Source organism: Ancylobacter sp. G4_0304 (assembly GCF_047501495.1).
In the GTDB taxonomy this organism is placed as follows: domain Bacteria; phylum Pseudomonadota; class Alphaproteobacteria; order Rhizobiales; family Xanthobacteraceae; genus Ancylobacter.
The window spans coordinates 1-13,910 of record NZ_JAZDRM010000059.1 but is presented as its reverse complement, the minus strand read 5'-3'; the positions used below and the strand labels follow the sequence as shown (position 1 = coordinate 13,910).

17 protein-coding genes are annotated in these 13,910 nt (G+C 68.0%); 8 read left to right on the top strand and 9 right to left on the bottom strand.

The window, feature by feature from the left end; translation table 11 throughout:
• Positions 1-429 precede the first annotated feature (429 nt).
• Positions 430-1,044: a hypothetical protein gene (locus VRZ77_RS21005; protein ID WP_414594519.1), complete on the top strand. Its 615-nt coding sequence runs from the start codon at positions 430-432 to the stop codon at positions 1,042-1,044.
• Between the two features lie 15 nt (positions 1,045-1,059).
• Here the strand turns inward: VRZ77_RS21005 and VRZ77_RS21000 are convergent, their stop codons facing one another.
• Positions 1,060-1,551: an N-acetyltransferase family protein gene (locus VRZ77_RS21000; protein ID WP_414594518.1), complete on the bottom strand. Its 492-nt coding sequence runs from the start codon at positions 1,549-1,551 to the stop codon at positions 1,060-1,062.
• Between the two features lie 114 nt (positions 1,552-1,665).
• Entirely contained in the window at positions 1,666-3,141 is a 1,476-nt protein-coding gene (gene gatB, locus VRZ77_RS20995) for an Asp-tRNA(Asn)/Glu-tRNA(Gln) amidotransferase subunit GatB (protein WP_414594517.1), read from the bottom strand.
• Positions 3,142-3,290: 149 nt separating this feature from the next.
• Here gatB and VRZ77_RS20990 point away from each other — a divergent pair, with 149 nt between their 5' ends.
• Both VRZ77_RS20990 and VRZ77_RS20985 read left to right on the top strand, forming a co-directional pair.
• Positions 3,291-4,250, top strand: a complete 960-nt coding sequence (locus VRZ77_RS20990; RefSeq protein WP_414594516.1) for a threonine dehydratase — start codon at positions 3,291-3,293, stop codon at positions 4,248-4,250.
• Positions 4,251-4,316: 66 nt separating this feature from the next.
• Positions 4,317-4,610, top strand: coding sequence for a DUF6455 family protein (locus VRZ77_RS20985; protein WP_414594515.1), 294 nt, complete (start codon positions 4,317-4,319; stop codon positions 4,608-4,610).
• 24 nt (positions 4,611-4,634) lie between these two features.
• Here VRZ77_RS20985 and VRZ77_RS20980 read toward each other — a convergent pair whose 3' ends face one another.
• From VRZ77_RS20980 to VRZ77_RS20960, 5 genes are all read right to left on the bottom strand, one after another.
• On the bottom strand, positions 4,635-4,931 hold the full coding sequence (locus VRZ77_RS20980; RefSeq protein WP_414594514.1) for a chorismate mutase: 297 nt from the start codon (positions 4,929-4,931) through the stop codon (positions 4,635-4,637).
• Entirely contained in the window at positions 4,931-6,412 is a 1,482-nt protein-coding gene (gene gatA, locus VRZ77_RS20975; protein ID WP_414594513.1) for an Asp-tRNA(Asn)/Glu-tRNA(Gln) amidotransferase subunit GatA, read from the bottom strand. The genes VRZ77_RS20980 and gatA overlap by 1 nt, the downstream gene beginning before the upstream one ends.
• Before the next feature lie 5 nt (positions 6,413-6,417).
• Positions 6,418-6,705, bottom strand: a complete 288-nt coding sequence (gene gatC / locus VRZ77_RS20970; protein ID WP_414594512.1) for an Asp-tRNA(Asn)/Glu-tRNA(Gln) amidotransferase subunit GatC — start codon at positions 6,703-6,705, stop codon at positions 6,418-6,420.
• A 115-nt stretch (positions 6,706-6,820) separates the two neighbouring features.
• Complete coding sequence (locus VRZ77_RS20965; RefSeq protein ID WP_414594511.1) at positions 6,821-7,120, bottom strand: hypothetical protein; 300 nt, start codon at positions 7,118-7,120, stop codon at positions 6,821-6,823.
• Positions 7,121-7,160: 40 nt separating this feature from the next.
• Positions 7,161-7,544: a hypothetical protein gene (locus tag VRZ77_RS20960; RefSeq protein ID WP_414594510.1), complete on the bottom strand. Its 384-nt coding sequence runs from the start codon at positions 7,542-7,544 to the stop codon at positions 7,161-7,163.
• 136 nt (positions 7,545-7,680) lie between these two features.
• Between VRZ77_RS20960 and VRZ77_RS20955 the strand changes: the two genes are divergently transcribed.
• Complete coding sequence (locus VRZ77_RS20955) at positions 7,681-8,598, top strand: hypothetical protein (protein ID WP_414594509.1); 918 nt, start codon at positions 7,681-7,683, stop codon at positions 8,596-8,598.
• A 4-nt stretch (positions 8,599-8,602) separates the two neighbouring features.
• Here VRZ77_RS20955 and VRZ77_RS20950 read toward each other — a convergent pair whose 3' ends face one another.
• Positions 8,603-9,298, bottom strand: coding sequence for a metal-dependent hydrolase (locus VRZ77_RS20950; RefSeq protein ID WP_414594508.1), 696 nt, complete (start codon positions 9,296-9,298; stop codon positions 8,603-8,605).
• 131 nt (positions 9,299-9,429) lie between these two features.
• Between VRZ77_RS20950 and ruvX the strand changes: the two genes are divergently transcribed.
• Both ruvX and VRZ77_RS20940 read left to right on the top strand, forming a co-directional pair.
• On the top strand, positions 9,430-9,915 hold the full coding sequence (gene ruvX, locus VRZ77_RS20945; protein WP_414594507.1) for a Holliday junction resolvase RuvX: 486 nt from the start codon (positions 9,430-9,432) through the stop codon (positions 9,913-9,915).
• Positions 9,916-9,919: 4 nt separating this feature from the next.
• Positions 9,920-10,852, top strand: coding sequence for an AEC family transporter (locus VRZ77_RS20940; RefSeq protein ID WP_414594506.1), 933 nt, complete (start codon positions 9,920-9,922; stop codon positions 10,850-10,852).
• A gap of 9 nt (positions 10,853-10,861) precedes the next feature.
• On the opposite strand, the gene VRZ77_RS20935 is transcribed toward VRZ77_RS20940, so the two are convergent.
• Entirely contained in the window at positions 10,862-11,254 is a 393-nt protein-coding gene (locus VRZ77_RS20935; RefSeq protein WP_414594505.1) for a hypothetical protein, read from the bottom strand.
• A gap of 277 nt (positions 11,255-11,531) precedes the next feature.
• Between VRZ77_RS20935 and VRZ77_RS20930 the strand changes: the two genes are divergently transcribed.
• Positions 11,532-12,497 carry an aspartate carbamoyltransferase catalytic subunit gene (locus VRZ77_RS20930; RefSeq protein WP_414594504.1) on the top strand — a complete coding sequence of 322 codons (966 nt, stop codon included), beginning with the start codon at positions 11,532-11,534 and terminating at the stop codon, positions 12,495-12,497.
• Positions 12,490-13,809: a dihydroorotase gene (locus VRZ77_RS20925; RefSeq protein WP_414594503.1), complete on the top strand. Its 1,320-nt coding sequence runs from the start codon at positions 12,490-12,492 to the stop codon at positions 13,807-13,809. Before VRZ77_RS20930 ends, VRZ77_RS20925 begins: the two co-directional genes overlap by 8 nt.
• Positions 13,810-13,910 lie beyond the last annotated feature (101 nt).

Genomic DNA, 13,910 nt, shown 5'->3' with positions numbered 1-13,910 from the left:
CCAAGGTGCAGACCACGGCACAGGCGGCCCCCGCCCCGCTGAAGGTCGCCGCCCAGACCAGCAAGAAAAGCTGCGAGAAGGAGTGGAGCACGGGCCAGAAGGCCGGGAAGCTGAACGGCCTCGGCCAGAAGGACTTCCTGTCGAAATGTCTCAAGGGCGCCTGAACGGCGCCGGCGGGCGGGGTGCCGAGCGGCACCTCGCCCCGCCGTTAGGCACCGCCTCGCACGCGCGAAGCGGCTGGATGTGCCAAAGCCCACCGCCTTTCGCAAAGGAAAATGCTCCCGTTCAATGAAGTGAGCGCTTTCTATCGCCGAGGTGATTCCACCTGAGCGGAAAGGGTTCTAAGACGTGTCGCGAGGGGCTGGCAGACTGCCGGCCCTCCCCGCGCCGGCGGCGGCACCGCGGCAGACAATTTCGCCGAGGTGCGACATGCCGGTCCGCAACAGCTTCCCCCCGCGCCGGAACGCGGCCTTCAGCGCATTGGCCGCCGCCCTCATCGCCCTCGCCACGGCGGCACCCGCGAACGCCCAGAGTTCGGCGGTGATGAAGCAGTGTTCCGAGCGCTGGAACGACATGAAGGCTAAGGACCAGACCGGCGATCTCACCTATCGCCAGTTCTTCCAGCAATGCACCGCCAATGCAGGCTCCGCTGCGCCCTCCTCCGCCCCGGCGCCCAAGCCCGCCACCGGCGGCGCCTCCGCCAAGGACTGCGCGGCGCGCTGGAACGACATGAAGGCGAAGGACCAGACCGGCGATCTCACCTATCGCGAGTTCTCGCAGTCCTGCATGGCCGGCACGACGCCCGCGCCGAAAAGCGCCACCACAGGCTCGCGCACCTCGGTGCCGAGCGCGGGCGCCAAGCCGCTGACCAAGGACAAGCCGTCCACCACTCAGCCCTCCGCCGCCGCGCGCGAGGAGGATGACGACAGCGAGACCGACAAGGCCGCGCTGACCCGCTGCAACGCGCAGTGGAAGGACTACAAGGCGAAGAACAACCTGACCGGCGCCAAGGCCTGGCACGTGTTCATGGCAAAATGTCTGTGAGGATGGTTTGCCGGCTTAATAGAAATCGATCTTGAAGCCTTCATGCCGGCGCTCGAAGCCGGCGCGCTCGTAGAAGCGGTGGGCATCCAGCCGCTGCTTGTTTGAGGTGAGCTGTAGCGAGCCGGCTCCGCGCCGCTTCGCCTCGTCCTTCGCGAAATCCATCATCGCGCGGCCGATCCCCATGCCGCGCGCGTCCGGGTGCACCTGCACCGCCTCGGCGATCGCCAGCAGCGCGCCCCGGCGCGTCAGCGCCCGCATCAGCACGAGCTGGAAGGTGCCGAGCACCCGCCCCTCGCACTTTGCTACATAGATCGTAGTGCGCGGGTTCTGCGCGATGTCCTCGAAGGCGCGCTCATAAGCCGGCAGGTCGGCCGGATCGGTGCTGTCGCGCACCCCGAGCAGCGTCTCGGCGGCGAGAATGGCGATGATGTCGGCCAGATCCGCGTGGGTGGCGGGCTCGATGACAACGGCCTCGGAACGGGCCGTCATCGGCGTTACATGGGTCATCGTCGCCCTCTCAATCGGCGTCATCCCCGCCGGCGCGGCAAAGAGCCGGGACCGCTCACCGTTTCGGCGTTCCCGGATCGGCTATCGGCCGTCCGGGATGACGATATCTGGCTCTCAGATGCCGAGCTTCGCCTTCAACAGGTCGTTCACCGCCTGCGGGTTGGCCTTGCCGCCGGTGGACTTCATCACCTGCCCGACGAACCAGCCCAGCATGGTGGGCTTGGCCAGCACCTGCTGCACCTTATCCGGGTTGGCGGCGATGATGGCGTCGACCGCCGCCTCGATGGCGCCGGTGTCGGTAACCTGCTTCATGCCGCGCGCTTCCACCACCGCGCGGGGATCGCCGCCCTCGGTGAACACGATCTCGAACAGGTCCTTGGCGATCTTGCCGGAGATGGTGCCGTCGGCGATCAGGTCGACGATGGTTCCGATCTGATCGGCAGAGACCGGCGAGGAGGCGATGTCCTTGCCTTCCTTGTTCAGCCGGCCGAACAGCTCGTTGATGGTGAAGTTCGCCACCGCCTTGGCGTCGCGCCCCTTCGCCGCCGCCTCGTAATAGTCGGCGGTGTCCTTCTCGGCGACCAGCACGTCGGCGTCATAGGCCGAGAGGCCGTAGCTGGCGACGAAGCGCGCCTTCTTCTCGTCCGGCAGTTCCGGCAGATGCACTTTCAGCGCTTCGACGAAGGCGTCGTCGAATTCCAGCGGCAACAGGTCCGGGTCGGGGAAATAGCGGTAGTCATGCGCTTCTTCCTTGGAGCGCATGGAGCGGGTCTCGCCCCGGCCGGGGTCGAACAGGCGGGTTTCCTGGTCGATGGTGCCGCCATCCTCGATGATGCCGATCTGGCGGCGCGCCTCGACCTCGATGGCCTGGCCGATGAAGCGGATCGAGTTGACGTTCTTGATCTCGCAGCGCGTGCCGAAATCATCGCCTGGCTTGCGCACCGAGACGTTCACGTCGGCGCGCAGGCTACCCTTCTCCATGTCGCCGTCGCAGGTGCCGAGATAGCGCAGGATGGTGCGCAGCTTGGTCACATAGGCCTTGGCTTCCTCGGAGGAGCGCAGGTCAGGCTTCGAGACGATTTCCATCAGCGCCACGCCGGAGCGGTTCAGGTCGACCAGCGACTGGTTGGGATGCAGGTCATGGATCGACTTGCCGGCATCCTGCTCCAGATGCAGCCGCTCGATCCCGACCTCGATCTGTCCGTCGGCGGTGTCGACCAGCACGACGCCCTCGCCGACAATCGGGTGCTTGAACTGGCTGATCTGGTAGCCCTGCGGCAGGTCCGGGTAGAAATAGTTCTTCCGGTCGAACACCGAGCGGTTGTTGATCTGCGCCTTCAGCCCCAGGCCGGTGCGCACCGCCTGCTTCACGCATTCCTCGTTGATCACCGGCAGCATGCCGGGCATCGCGGCATCGACCAGCGAGACGTGCGAATTGGGATCGCCGCCGAATTCGGTGGAAGCGCCGGAGAACAGCTTCGAGTTCGACGTCACCTGCGCATGGATTTCCATGCCGATGACGACTTCCCAGTCGCCGGTCGCACCCTTGATCAGCTTCTTCGGGTCGGCGGGGCGGGCGTGCATGTTCATCGCGGGCGGCCTTCTGACGTTTGCAGGCGGCGGATCGGAATAATCCTATCGGCTTTGCCGGATTGCCTACCCCCAAACTCCGCCCCGAGGCAACACCCGCTTTCCTTGACCCGCTTTCCTTCGCGGGACGCCTGCCCTATTGGTCGCTCATGTTCAGCCTCGACGATCTCGAAGCCGCGCGGCGGCAGGTTCACGCCGTCTTCCCCGGCACCCATCAATATGCCTGGCCGCTGCTGGCGGCGCGCACCGGAGCGGAGGTCTGGGTAAAGCACGAGAACCAGACCCCGACCGGCGCCTTCAAGGTGCGCGGCGGGCTGATCCATGCCGAGCGCCTCGCCCGCGAGCGGCTGGCGCCGAACGGTCTCATCTCGGCGACGCGCGGCAATCACGGCCAGTCGCTGGCCTTCGCCGGCGCCCGCCACGGCCTGCCCGTCACCATCGTGGTTCCCGAGGGCAACAGCGCGGAGAAGAACGCCGCCATGGCCGCGCTCGGCGCCACGCTGATCGAGCATGGCGCGGATTTCGACGCCGCTCGCGTGCATGCCATGGCGCTGGCCGAGCGCGACGGCCTGTATTTCGCGCCGTCCTTCCACCGCGACCTCGTGCTCGGCGTCGCCACCTGGGCGCATGAACTGTTCACCGCCGCCGGGACATTGGACGCGCTCTATGTCCCGATCGGCCTCGGCTCGGGCATCTGCGGGGCGATCCTCGCCCGCGACCTGATGGGGCTCAGGACTGAGATCGTCGGCGTGCAGAGCGCCCATGCCGACGCCTATGCCCGCTCCGTGGCGGCCGGGCATCCGGTCGAGATCGCCAGCGCCGACACCAAGGCCGACGGGCTCGCGGTGCGCATTCCCAATGCGCAGGCGCTGGACATCATCCGCGCCGGCGCCAGCCGCATCGTCACCGTCAGCGACGACGAGGTGGCGCGGGCGGTGAGAATCTACTGGACCGACACCCATAACCTCGCCGAGGGCGCGGGCGCCGCCGCCCTTGCGGCCCTGCTGCGCGAGGGCGAGCGCCAGCGCGGCCGGCGGGTCGGCGTCGCGCTCAGCGGCGGCAATATCGATCTGGCCCTGTTCCGCGACTGGGTATCGCGCGCGGATTGAGCGATATCAACGCGCCGCGCCGGTTTCGCGCTCACCCTTTCCCGGTTTGGACAAGGGAGGCGTCACATGCACATCGATACGATCGACGAAAGGCTGGCACTGTTCCGCGCCATGATGGAGCGCGCCGGCTTCGACCCTCGGTTCCCTCTGGTTTCCAATGACGAGCTGCGCGGCGGCGCCCAGCGCTGCCTCGGCTGCCGCTCCGGTGACACCTGCCGCGACTGGCTGGGGACCGCTCCCGAAGGCGCATCCATCCCCGGCTTCTGCCGCAACGCCGCGCATTTCGCGGACTGGGCCACGCGTCAGGTGTCGCTAGAGCAGGAAACGCTCAGCGAGGCTGTGTCGTCGCTGGATCGCTGAACTTCGAGAGAATGGCGGCCGGGCTCAGCCCAGCCGCTCGTTCTCGTAGTCGATGACCCACTGGATGAGGATGCGCCAGAGCTTTTCGACCAGCTCTGGCGGCACGCCCTTGGTCTCCGCCTCGGCACAGACCTTCTCCACCACATCCTCGACCCGCTCGGGAAGCAGCGCGGCGAGACCCTCGGTCTTCTTCACCGCGATGACGTGCTTCACCACCTCGAAGCGCCGTGCCAGCAGTTCGACGATCTGGGCGTCGATCCGGTCGATCTCCGAGCGGAACGGCAGCAGCGCGGCCTCTCTGTCAGGCAGGCGGCGCGCCATCACTTCCACCACTGATCGGGGCACGGGAAGCGGCCGGCGGCGTCCTCGATCACCTGACCGAGCGAGAACAACCCCTCCTCGCCGAACGGGCGGCCGATGAGCTGCAAGCCCAGCGGCAGGCCGTCGGAGGACAGCCCGGCCGGCACCGCGATGCCAGGCAGGCCCGCCATGTTCAGCGTCACGGTGAACACGTCCTGGAGATACATCTCCACCGGATCGGCGCCGGACTTTTCACCGATGCCGAAGGCCGGCGACGGGGTGGCGGGCGCGAGCACCGCGTCTATGCCGTCCGCAAAGGCGTTCTCGAAGTCGCGCTTGATCAGCGTGCGCACCTTCTGGGCCTTGAGGTAATAGGCGTCGTAATAGCCGGCCGAGAGCACATAGGTGCCGATCATGATGCGCCGGCGCACTTCCTCGCCGAAGCCCGCCGCGCGGGTCTTCTCATACATCTCGATGATGTCGCGGCCGGGAACGCGCTCGCCATAGCGCACGCCGTCATAGCGCGCGAGGTTGGACGAGGCTTCGGCCAGCGCCACGATGTAATAGGCCGGCAGCGCGTACTTGGTGTGCGGCAGGCTGATCTCGACGATCTCCGCCCCCGCCTCGCGCAGCATGTCCGCGCCCTTGTCCCACAGGGCGGCGATCTCGGCCGACATGCCATCGACGCGATATTCCTTCGGAATGCCGATGCGCTTGCCCTTCACCGAGGCGCCGACCGCCTGCTGGTAGTCCGGCACGGGAAGGTTGGCGCTGGTGGAATCCTTGGGATCGTGGCCGGCCATGGAGCGCAGCAGGAGCGCCGCATCATTCACCGAGCGGGCGATCGGGCCGGCCTGGTCCAGCGAGGAGGCGTAGGCGATGATGCCCCAGCGCGAGCAGCGGCCATAGGTCGGCTTGATGCCGACCGTGCCGGTAAAAGCCGCCGGCTGGCGGATCGAGCCGCCGGTGTCGGTGCCGGCCGCGCCCGCGCAGATATGCGCCGCCACCGCCGCCGCCGAGCCGCCGGAGGAGCCGCCCGGCACGATGGGCTGGGTCGAGCCGGTGCGCCGCCACGGGTTCACCGCCGGTCCAAAGGCGCTCGATTCGGTGGACGAGCCCATGGCAAACTCGTCCTGATTCAGCTTGCCGAGCAGCACCGCGCCGTCCCGCCAGAGCTGCGAGGTCACGGTCGACTCATAGGTCGGCACGAAGTTCTTGAGGATGTTCGAGCACGCCGTGGTGCGCACGCCCTCGGTGGCGAACATGTCCTTGATGCCGAGCGGGATGCCTTCCAGCGGCCCGGCCTCGCCTTTGGCGATGCGCTCGTCGCTGGCCCTGGCCATCTCCAGCGCCTTTTCCGGCGTCGCCAGCACATAGGCGTTCAGATCGCCGGCCGGCTCGATGGCGTCGATATAGGCCTGCGTCAGCTCGGTGGCCGAGAAGCGGCCTTCGGCGAGCCCCTCGCGGGCGGCGGAGATGGTGAGGCGGGTAAGTTCGGTCATCGCGCTCACTCCACAACCTTGGGAACGGCGAAGAAGCCGTCCTCGGCATTGGGAGCGTTGGCGAGGACACGGGCGGGATAGAACCCGTCCGTCACCTCGTCCGCGCGCATCGGCAGCGTCATGGGGATGACGCTGGTCATCGGCTCGACGCCGGAGACATCCACCTGCGCCAGCTCATCCACGAAGGCGAGAATGGCATTGAGCTCGCCCTGCAGATGGGCCACCTCGTCCTCGGTCACGGCAATGCGCGAAAGCCGCGCCACCCGCCGGACCGTCGCCTGATCGACCGCCATCTCAAAATCCCGAACGCTGAATTGCTACCGCGCGCCGTATAGCAGGGCGACTGCCCGCCCCGCAACGCGCTACGCCCGGTTCATCCGACGATCGGAGCCACAAGGGCAAGTCGGCTCAGGAGCCGGCCACTTCCAGACACTTACCGGCGGCCTGCGCATTGGAGCGGGCGCTGCCCATGGCGACCTTGCCACCCTCGACCAGCGACTTGGTGGTGTTGGTCACCACCGTGCGGAGGTCGGCCGAGCCGAGCGAGGGCAGAGCGGCGGCGTAGATCGCCTTGCCGTCGGCGCTCAGCGAGGCCGCGCAGGCGTCCCCGGCTGCCTTGTCGGCGTGAGCCAGCGGAGCGGCGAGGATCGAGGCGCCGACCAGCGCGGCGGCGGCAAGCGCGCTGCGGGGGAAAAGACGAAGCGTCATGATGTTTTCCTTTCACGAGAACGAAGTACGGCGTCGGCGCTCAGTGCACGCCGACGCGATTGACCGGGCCGCCGCGATTGACCGGAGAACCGGCGCGCGGCGCAACACCCACGCCCGGCGCTCCCACTCCAACGCCCGGCGCGACACCGACGCCGGGAGCACCGACACCCGGAGCACCGACGCCGCCGACGCACCCGACCGGATAGCCCGGACGCGTGCAGTAGACCGCCGCCCGCGCGGCGGGAGCGGCCGGGCGCACCACGCAGCCCACGGGTACGCCGGGCCCCGTGCAGTAGATCACCGCACCGGCCGGGCCACTCCCCGCCGGGACGAACAGGGCGAGCGCGGCGGCGCCGAGCAGCGCGTGCAGCGCCCGCCGGCCGCGGCTCGCCGGAAGGAGAGAGAAATTCCCCGGATTTTTCATGGTATTTCCTCGGGTTGACTTTGAAGCGGGGCGCGTATGCATTCGCCAGATCGAAACCGTCATCAATGCCGAAGATTGGTTGCATTCCCCAGCGAGACTGCCGCATGGGAAGCAACATTACGGCAGGAGTATCCAGGTGCCGAACACCGGCTCGCCTTCGCTGCGCCCCATCGCCCTCGCCACGCCGCGGCGGGCGCCGAGCGCGATTTTGCCCGGCGACATCGCGGCGCTGCGGGCACGGCCGGAATTCACTGAGGCCGCCCACGCCTTCGCCGCCGTCATCGTCGGCACTTATCGCGGCAGTCCCTTTCTCAACCGGCTGGTAAATGACCGCGGGCGATTCATTCTCTCGCTCCTCGTCCTGGACATGCATTTCGAGGCGTTGGCGGGCGGCCCGCGCGGCGGCCTCACATCGGGCCGGTTGAAGGCACAGGCAGCCGAACTTGGCCTGTGCAGCCCCGGCCGTGCCGGCGCGATGCTCGCGACCTTCCGGCTGCTGGGCCTCGTTACCAGCGTGCCGGACCCGGACCGACGCCTGAACCGACTCGCGGCCACCGAGAAGCTGCTCGCGCTCCACCGCGAGCGCTGGCGCCGTACGCTGGAGGCCATGGTGGGCTTCATGCCGGAGGTGCGGCCGGGGCTGGAGCGGCTCGATGACCCCGCTTTCCTCGGCCCGTTCGTCGCCGCGTTTCTGCTGCCGTTCCGCCAGGGGTGGCGCATGGTGGACGACGTGCCGGAGCTCGACATGTTCGTCGAGCGCGATGGTGGGCTCGTGCTCGCGCTGTCGCTGATGGAAACCGGCCGCGGCGCCCCGCCTCCCCCAATCGCCCATCTGGCGCGGAATTACCGGCTGTCGCGCTCGCACATCGTCGGGATGCTGCACGAGGCCGAGCAGGCCGGGCTGGTGAGCCGGCCCGAACCGCGCGGCGGCGGAATCGCCCTGCCCGCGCTGGTCGAGGCGCTGGAGAAGCTGGTCGCGGTCGCGATGCTGATGCAGGCGCAGGCCGTGCGCCGCGCCTGCGCCGACATGGAAGGGCGCGACCGCGCCCCCTGATTCGTCAGAAGCTGAGCGGTACGCCGTTTTCCGGCACGATCACCGTCGCCTCCTCCTCGACCAGCGCAACGAAGCGCTCGGCATTCGGCTCCAGCGGCGGGAACGAGGCATAGTGGCACGGGAGGATGGTGAGACCCGGCAGATAGCGCTTCACCGCCAGCGCCGCGCTCTCCGGCCCCATGGTGAAGCGGTCGCCGATCGGCACCATCACGATCTCCGGCTTGTGGATCTCGGCGATCAGCGCCATGTCGGAAAACAGGTCGGTATCGCCCATATGCCAGATCACCGGTTCGCCCGGCGCCTTCACGATCAGGCCGTTGGCATTGCCGAGATAAACCGAATGGCCGTCGACCATCGCGCCCGAGGAGTGGTCGGCGCGCACCATGGAGACTGCGAAGCCGTCGAGCCATACCGTGCCGCCGGTGTTCATCATCTCCAGATTCTTCACGCCCTGATGGCCGAGCCAGGCGGCGAGGTCGGCATTGGCGACCACGGTGGCGCCGGTCGCCTCAGCAATTCCCACGGTGTCGCCGACATGATCGCCATGGCCATGGGTCAGCAGCACATGGGTCGTGCCCATCACCGCCACGTCGCGGCCGGAGCGGAACGACGGGTTGCCGGTCAGAAACGGATCGATCAGCACCGCCTTGTCCGCGAAATCGAGGCGGAAGGCGGAATGACCGTACCAGGTGATCTTCATCGGTATCTCCTCAAGGAAACGTCTGGCGGGAGATTAGGGCGCGTCGAGGACGGCACAAGGGCTCGCGACGCGGCCCACACCCCTCCATGGCGATGTGGCGCGCGCCCGGCGGTCGTGCTAGCGCATCGGCCATGAGCGCACCCATTCTCTCCATCGTGGAAGCCGCCGGGCTGCTGCCCGCGCGCGGCAGCCTGATCGGCCTCGATCTCGGCACCAAGACGATCGGGGTCGCCAGCAGCGATCCCGACCGGCGCATCGCGGCCGGTGTCGAGACCATCGCGCGCAAGCAGTTTACGCCCGACGCCGGGCGCATCCTCCAGCTCGCTTCCGCGCGCGGCGTGGTCGGCTTCGTGCTCGGCCTGCCGGTGAACATGGACGGCTCGGAGGGCCCGCGCGCCCAGGCCTCGCGCGCCTTCGCCCGAAATCTCGCCCGGCTGACCGAACTGCCGATCATCCTGTGGGACGAACGCCTCTCCACTGCCGCCGTCGAGCGCGACCTGATCTCCACCGACATGAGCCGCGCCCGCCGCGCCGAAGTCGTGGACCAGCAGGCCGCCGCCTTCATCCTGCAAGGCGCGCTGGACCGGCTCCGCTTTCTGGCGGAACCGCGGGACTAACCCCATGGCAAGCGTGCTCGCGGCCCTGGTGCCGGTGTTTCTCATCATCGCGCTGGGGATCGTGCTGAAGCGTGGCCTGCTGCCGGAGGAATCGCACTGGGTCGCGCTGGAGCGGCTCACCTATTACGTGCTGTTTCCGGCGCTGATCGTGGTGAACATCGCCCGCGCCGACCTGACCGGCGTGGCGGTTATGGAGGTCGGAGGTGCGCTGACCGGATCGATCGCACTGATGGCGGCGGTATTCACCGTGTTGCGGCGTCAGCTATGTCGCCTGTTCGGCATGCTGGGACCGGCCTACACCTCGTTTTTCCAGGGCTCGTTGCGCTGGAACACCTATATCGCGCTCGCGGTGTCCGGCTCGCTGGCCGGCCCGGCCGGGCTCGCGGTGGCAGCGGTGGCGATCGCGGTGCTCATTCCGCTGCTCAATATCATGAGCGTGGCGGTACTGGCGCGGCATGCCGGCAATGGCATTGTGTCGGCGCGCGGCCTGCTGATGCAGCTCGCGCGCAACCCGTTCATCTGGTCGTGCCTCATCGGCGCGGTGATCAACATTCTGCACCTTCCCGTGCCGGCGATCCTGATCACCTTCTGCGACGTGCTCGGACGCGCCTCGCTGGCGCTCGGGCTATTGGTGGTAGGTGCCGGGCTGCGGCTCGGCGACCTGCGCCGCCCCCGGCCGGAAAGCCTTGCGGCGGCGGCGCTCAAGCTGCTCGTGCTGCCCGCCATTGCGGTGGCCATCGGGCTCGCGCTCGGCTTGAACGGCGTCGATCTTTTGATCGTCGCCGTGGCTTCAAGCGTGCCCTCGGCGCCCAACGGCTACGTGCTGGCCCGCCAGATGGGGGGCGACGCGCCGCTGCTCGCCGAGATGCTGACGCTCCAGACCCTGTTCGCCGCAATCACCATGCCGGCGGTGATCGCGGTGGTCACCCACCTGTAAGGAAGGCGATCAGCAGCGCCCCCAGTAGCCGGTGCCGCGCATCGGGTTGGTCTCGACCCAGCAGCGACCATAATTCGGGCGCGGGCCATAGCCGCGGCCGTAATAGGCCGGCGCCGGCTCGTTGTAATAATAGTTGCGCTCGCGATAGTACCGATTGTTGTTGGCAGCGCCCGCAATCGCCGCTCCGGCGATCACGCCGGCCGCGATGCCCGCGCCCACCGCGCAGCCGTCGCCGCATCGCACATTCTCCACCGGAAGATTGACCGGCGCGCGTTCCAGGGCGGCACTGCCCATGTTCGCGGCCGAGGCCGGAGACAGCGCAAGCGACGAAAAGGCGGCGAGCCCCGCCGCAACGGCCGCGCCACGCACGACACGCGCCTTGTTCAGGAAACCACTCATCATCAGCACTCCTTCAGCGCCCGATGGGCATTGGCGAAAGAACGCGTCACCGCCGCGCCCGGTTCCATCGCGGCAGTGAGTGCCCCTCGGAGGCGGGCGCGCCCTCGCATGGCCCGGTGCTTTCGACGTCGATTTTCACCGCCTGCTGGCAGCGGACACCCGGAAGCCGTAAGGACCGATGATGACGGCTCCCCTGCGGCGAATTCATCGTCGTTTCTTGGGAAATCTCGCTTAATCGCTTGCGGTCACCCCGGGCTAAGTCTATCCAGCCGACTTCGATATGACATCGAACCCCAAAGCACCCTTCACGCTCTCGCGCCGCGATCTTCTCGGCATCGAAGGGCTGTCCGCCGGCGAGATCACCGGCCTGCTCGACCTCGCCGAAGAGTTCGTGGTCCTCAACCGCCAGGTCGAGAAAAAGCGGGCGACGCTGCGCGGCCGCACCCAGATCAACCTGTTCTTCGAGGCGTCCACCCGCACCCAGTCCTCCTTCGAGCTGGCCGGCAAGCGGCTCGGCGCGGATGTGATGAACATGGCGGTCGGCAATTCCTCGCTGAAGAAGGGCGAGACGCTGATCGACACCGCCGCGACCCTCAACGCCATGCACCCGGATCTGCTGATCGTGCGCCACAGCGCCTCGGGGGCGGTGGAACTGCTGGCGCGCAAGGTGGACTGCGCGGTGATCAATGCCGGCGACGGTGCCCATGAACACCCGACGCAAGCGCTGCTCGACGCGCTGACCATCCGCCGCAACAAGGGCCGCATCCAAGGGCTCACCGTCGCGATCTGCGGCGACATCACCCATTCCCGCGTCGCCCGCTCCAACATTCTGCTGCTGCACGCGCTGGGCGCGCAGGTGCGCGTCGTGGCCCCGCCGACCCTGCTGCCGCGCGACATCGAGCGCTTCGGCGTCGAGGTGCATCACGACATGCGCCGGGGACTGGAGGATGTCGATATCGTCATGATGCTGCGCCTGCAGCGCGAGCGCATGAACGGCTCCTTCGTGCCCTCGGTGAAGGAATATTTCCACTTCTGGGGCCTCGACGAGGCCAAGCTGCGCTATGCCAAGCCCGACGCGCTGGTGATGCATCCCGGCCCGATGAACCGGGGCGTGGAAATCGATTCGGCGGTCGCGGACGGCGCCCAGTCGCTGATCCGCGAACAGGTCGAGATGGGCGTCGCCGTCCGCATGGCAGTGCTGGACGCGCTGTCGCGCACCCTGCCGGGGAACCTGCCCAATGCATGACAGCCGCTCCCCCTCGCCCCGTCCGGTGCTGCTCGCCGGCGGGCGCGTGCTCGACCCCTCCCGCGACCTCGACATCAAAGCCGACCTGCTGATCGCCGACGGCGTCATCAAGGACATCGCCTCGGGTCTGTCCTCGGAGGGCCTGCCCGAGGGCACCGAGATCGTCGACTGCCGCCACCGCATCGTGGTGCCCGGCCTCGTCGACATGCGCGCCTTCATCGGCGAGCCCGGTGCCGAGCATCGCGAGACACTGGCCTCGGCGAGCCAGGCCGCGGCGGCGGGTGGCGTGACCACCATCATCTGCCAGCCGGACACCGACCCCATCATCGACGATCCGGCCATCGTCGATTTCGTCAAGCGCCGCGCCCGTGACACCGCCATCGTGCATGTCCATCCCATGGCCGCTCTCACCAAGGGCATGGAAGGCCGCGAGATGACCGAGATCGGCCTGCTCAGCGCGGCCGGCGCGGTCGCCTTCACCGATGCCAACCACTCCATCGCCTCCGCGCAGGTGCTGCGCCGGGCGCTGACCTATGCCCGCGAGTTCAACGCGCTGATCGTGCATCACACCGAAGACGCCGACCTCACCGGCGCGGGCGTGATGAACGAGGGCGAACTCGCCTCGCGCCTCGGCCTCGCCGGTATTCCGCGCGCGGCGGAAACCATCGTGTTCGAGCGCGACGTGCGCCTCGCCGCCATGACCCGCGGTCGCTACCACGCTGCCTCGCTCACCTGCCCGGACTCGCTCGATGTGCTGCGGCGGGCGAAGGAGGCGGGCCTCGCCGTCACCGCCTCCGCCTCGATCAACCACCTCACGCTGAACGAGCGCGATGTCGTCGGCTACCGCACCTTCTTCAAGGTCGCCCCGCCGCTGCGCGACGAGGACGATCGGCGGGCGCTGGTAAGCGCGCTGGCGGAAGGCCTGATCGACGTGGTGGTCTCCGATCACAACCCGCAGGATGTCGAGGTCAAGCGCCTGCCGTTCTCGGAGGCCGCCTTCGGCGCCATCGGGCTGGAAACCATGCTCGCCGCGGGGCTGCGCCTTGTGAACGATGGCAGCCTCGACCTGATGACGCTGATCCGCGCCATGTCGACCCGACCCGCCGAATTGCTCGGCCTACCGGCCGGCACGCTGCGCCCCGGCCGCAGCGCCGATATCGCGGTGATCGCACCGGACGAGGCGTGGCTGCTCGACGCTGCGCAGCTCAAATCGCGCTGCCGCAACACCCCGTTCGATGAGGCCCGCTTCGAGGGCCGCGTCGTGCGCACGCTGGTTTCAGGCCGCACGGTGTTGATTTCCACTGAGATCTGACCCGGCAGGAGCGGATTTTTCCATCGAGAACTGACCCATGTTTTCACCACGTCTCACGCGGCATCGCGGGGGACAGCGGAGTGATCTACATGGAGTTATTG

Coding starts and splice junctions, on each gene's coding strand:
- gatC (WP_414594512.1), bottom strand. CDS start 6,705: ATGGCGGTCGATCAGGCGACGGTCCGGCGGGTGGCGCGGCTTTCGCGC.
- VRZ77_RS20985 (WP_414594515.1), top strand. CDS start 4,317: ATGCACATCGATACGATCGACGAAAGGCTGGCACTGTTCCGCGCCATG.
- ruvX (WP_414594507.1), top strand. CDS start 9,430: ATGAGCGCACCCATTCTCTCCATCGTGGAAGCCGCCGGGCTGCTGCCC.
- VRZ77_RS20965 (WP_414594511.1), bottom strand. CDS start 7,120: ATGACGCTTCGTCTTTTCCCCCGCAGCGCGCTTGCCGCCGCCGCGCTG.
- VRZ77_RS21005 (WP_414594519.1), top strand. CDS start 430: ATGCCGGTCCGCAACAGCTTCCCCCCGCGCCGGAACGCGGCCTTCAGC.
- VRZ77_RS20930 (WP_414594504.1), top strand. CDS start 11,532: ATGACATCGAACCCCAAAGCACCCTTCACGCTCTCGCGCCGCGATCTT.
- VRZ77_RS20990 (WP_414594516.1), top strand. CDS start 3,291: ATGTTCAGCCTCGACGATCTCGAAGCCGCGCGGCGGCAGGTTCACGCC.
- VRZ77_RS21000 (WP_414594518.1), bottom strand. CDS start 1,551: ATGACCCATGTAACGCCGATGACGGCCCGTTCCGAGGCCGTTGTCATC.
- VRZ77_RS20950 (WP_414594508.1), bottom strand. CDS start 9,298: ATGAAGATCACCTGGTACGGTCATTCCGCCTTCCGCCTCGATTTCGCG.
- VRZ77_RS20960 (WP_414594510.1), bottom strand. CDS start 7,544: ATGAAAAATCCGGGGAATTTCTCTCTCCTTCCGGCGAGCCGCGGCCGG.
- VRZ77_RS20935 (WP_414594505.1), bottom strand. CDS start 11,254: ATGATGAGTGGTTTCCTGAACAAGGCGCGTGTCGTGCGTGGCGCGGCC.
- gatA (WP_414594513.1), bottom strand. CDS start 6,412: ATGACCGAACTTACCCGCCTCACCATCTCCGCCGCCCGCGAGGGGCTC.
- VRZ77_RS20925 (WP_414594503.1), top strand. CDS start 12,490: ATGCATGACAGCCGCTCCCCCTCGCCCCGTCCGGTGCTGCTCGCCGGC.
- VRZ77_RS20980 (WP_414594514.1), bottom strand. CDS start 4,931: ATGGCGCGCCGCCTGCCTGACAGAGAGGCCGCGCTGCTGCCGTTCCGC.
- VRZ77_RS20940 (WP_414594506.1), top strand. CDS start 9,920: ATGGCAAGCGTGCTCGCGGCCCTGGTGCCGGTGTTTCTCATCATCGCG.
- gatB (WP_414594517.1), bottom strand. CDS start 3,141: ATGAACATGCACGCCCGCCCCGCCGACCCGAAGAAGCTGATCAAGGGT.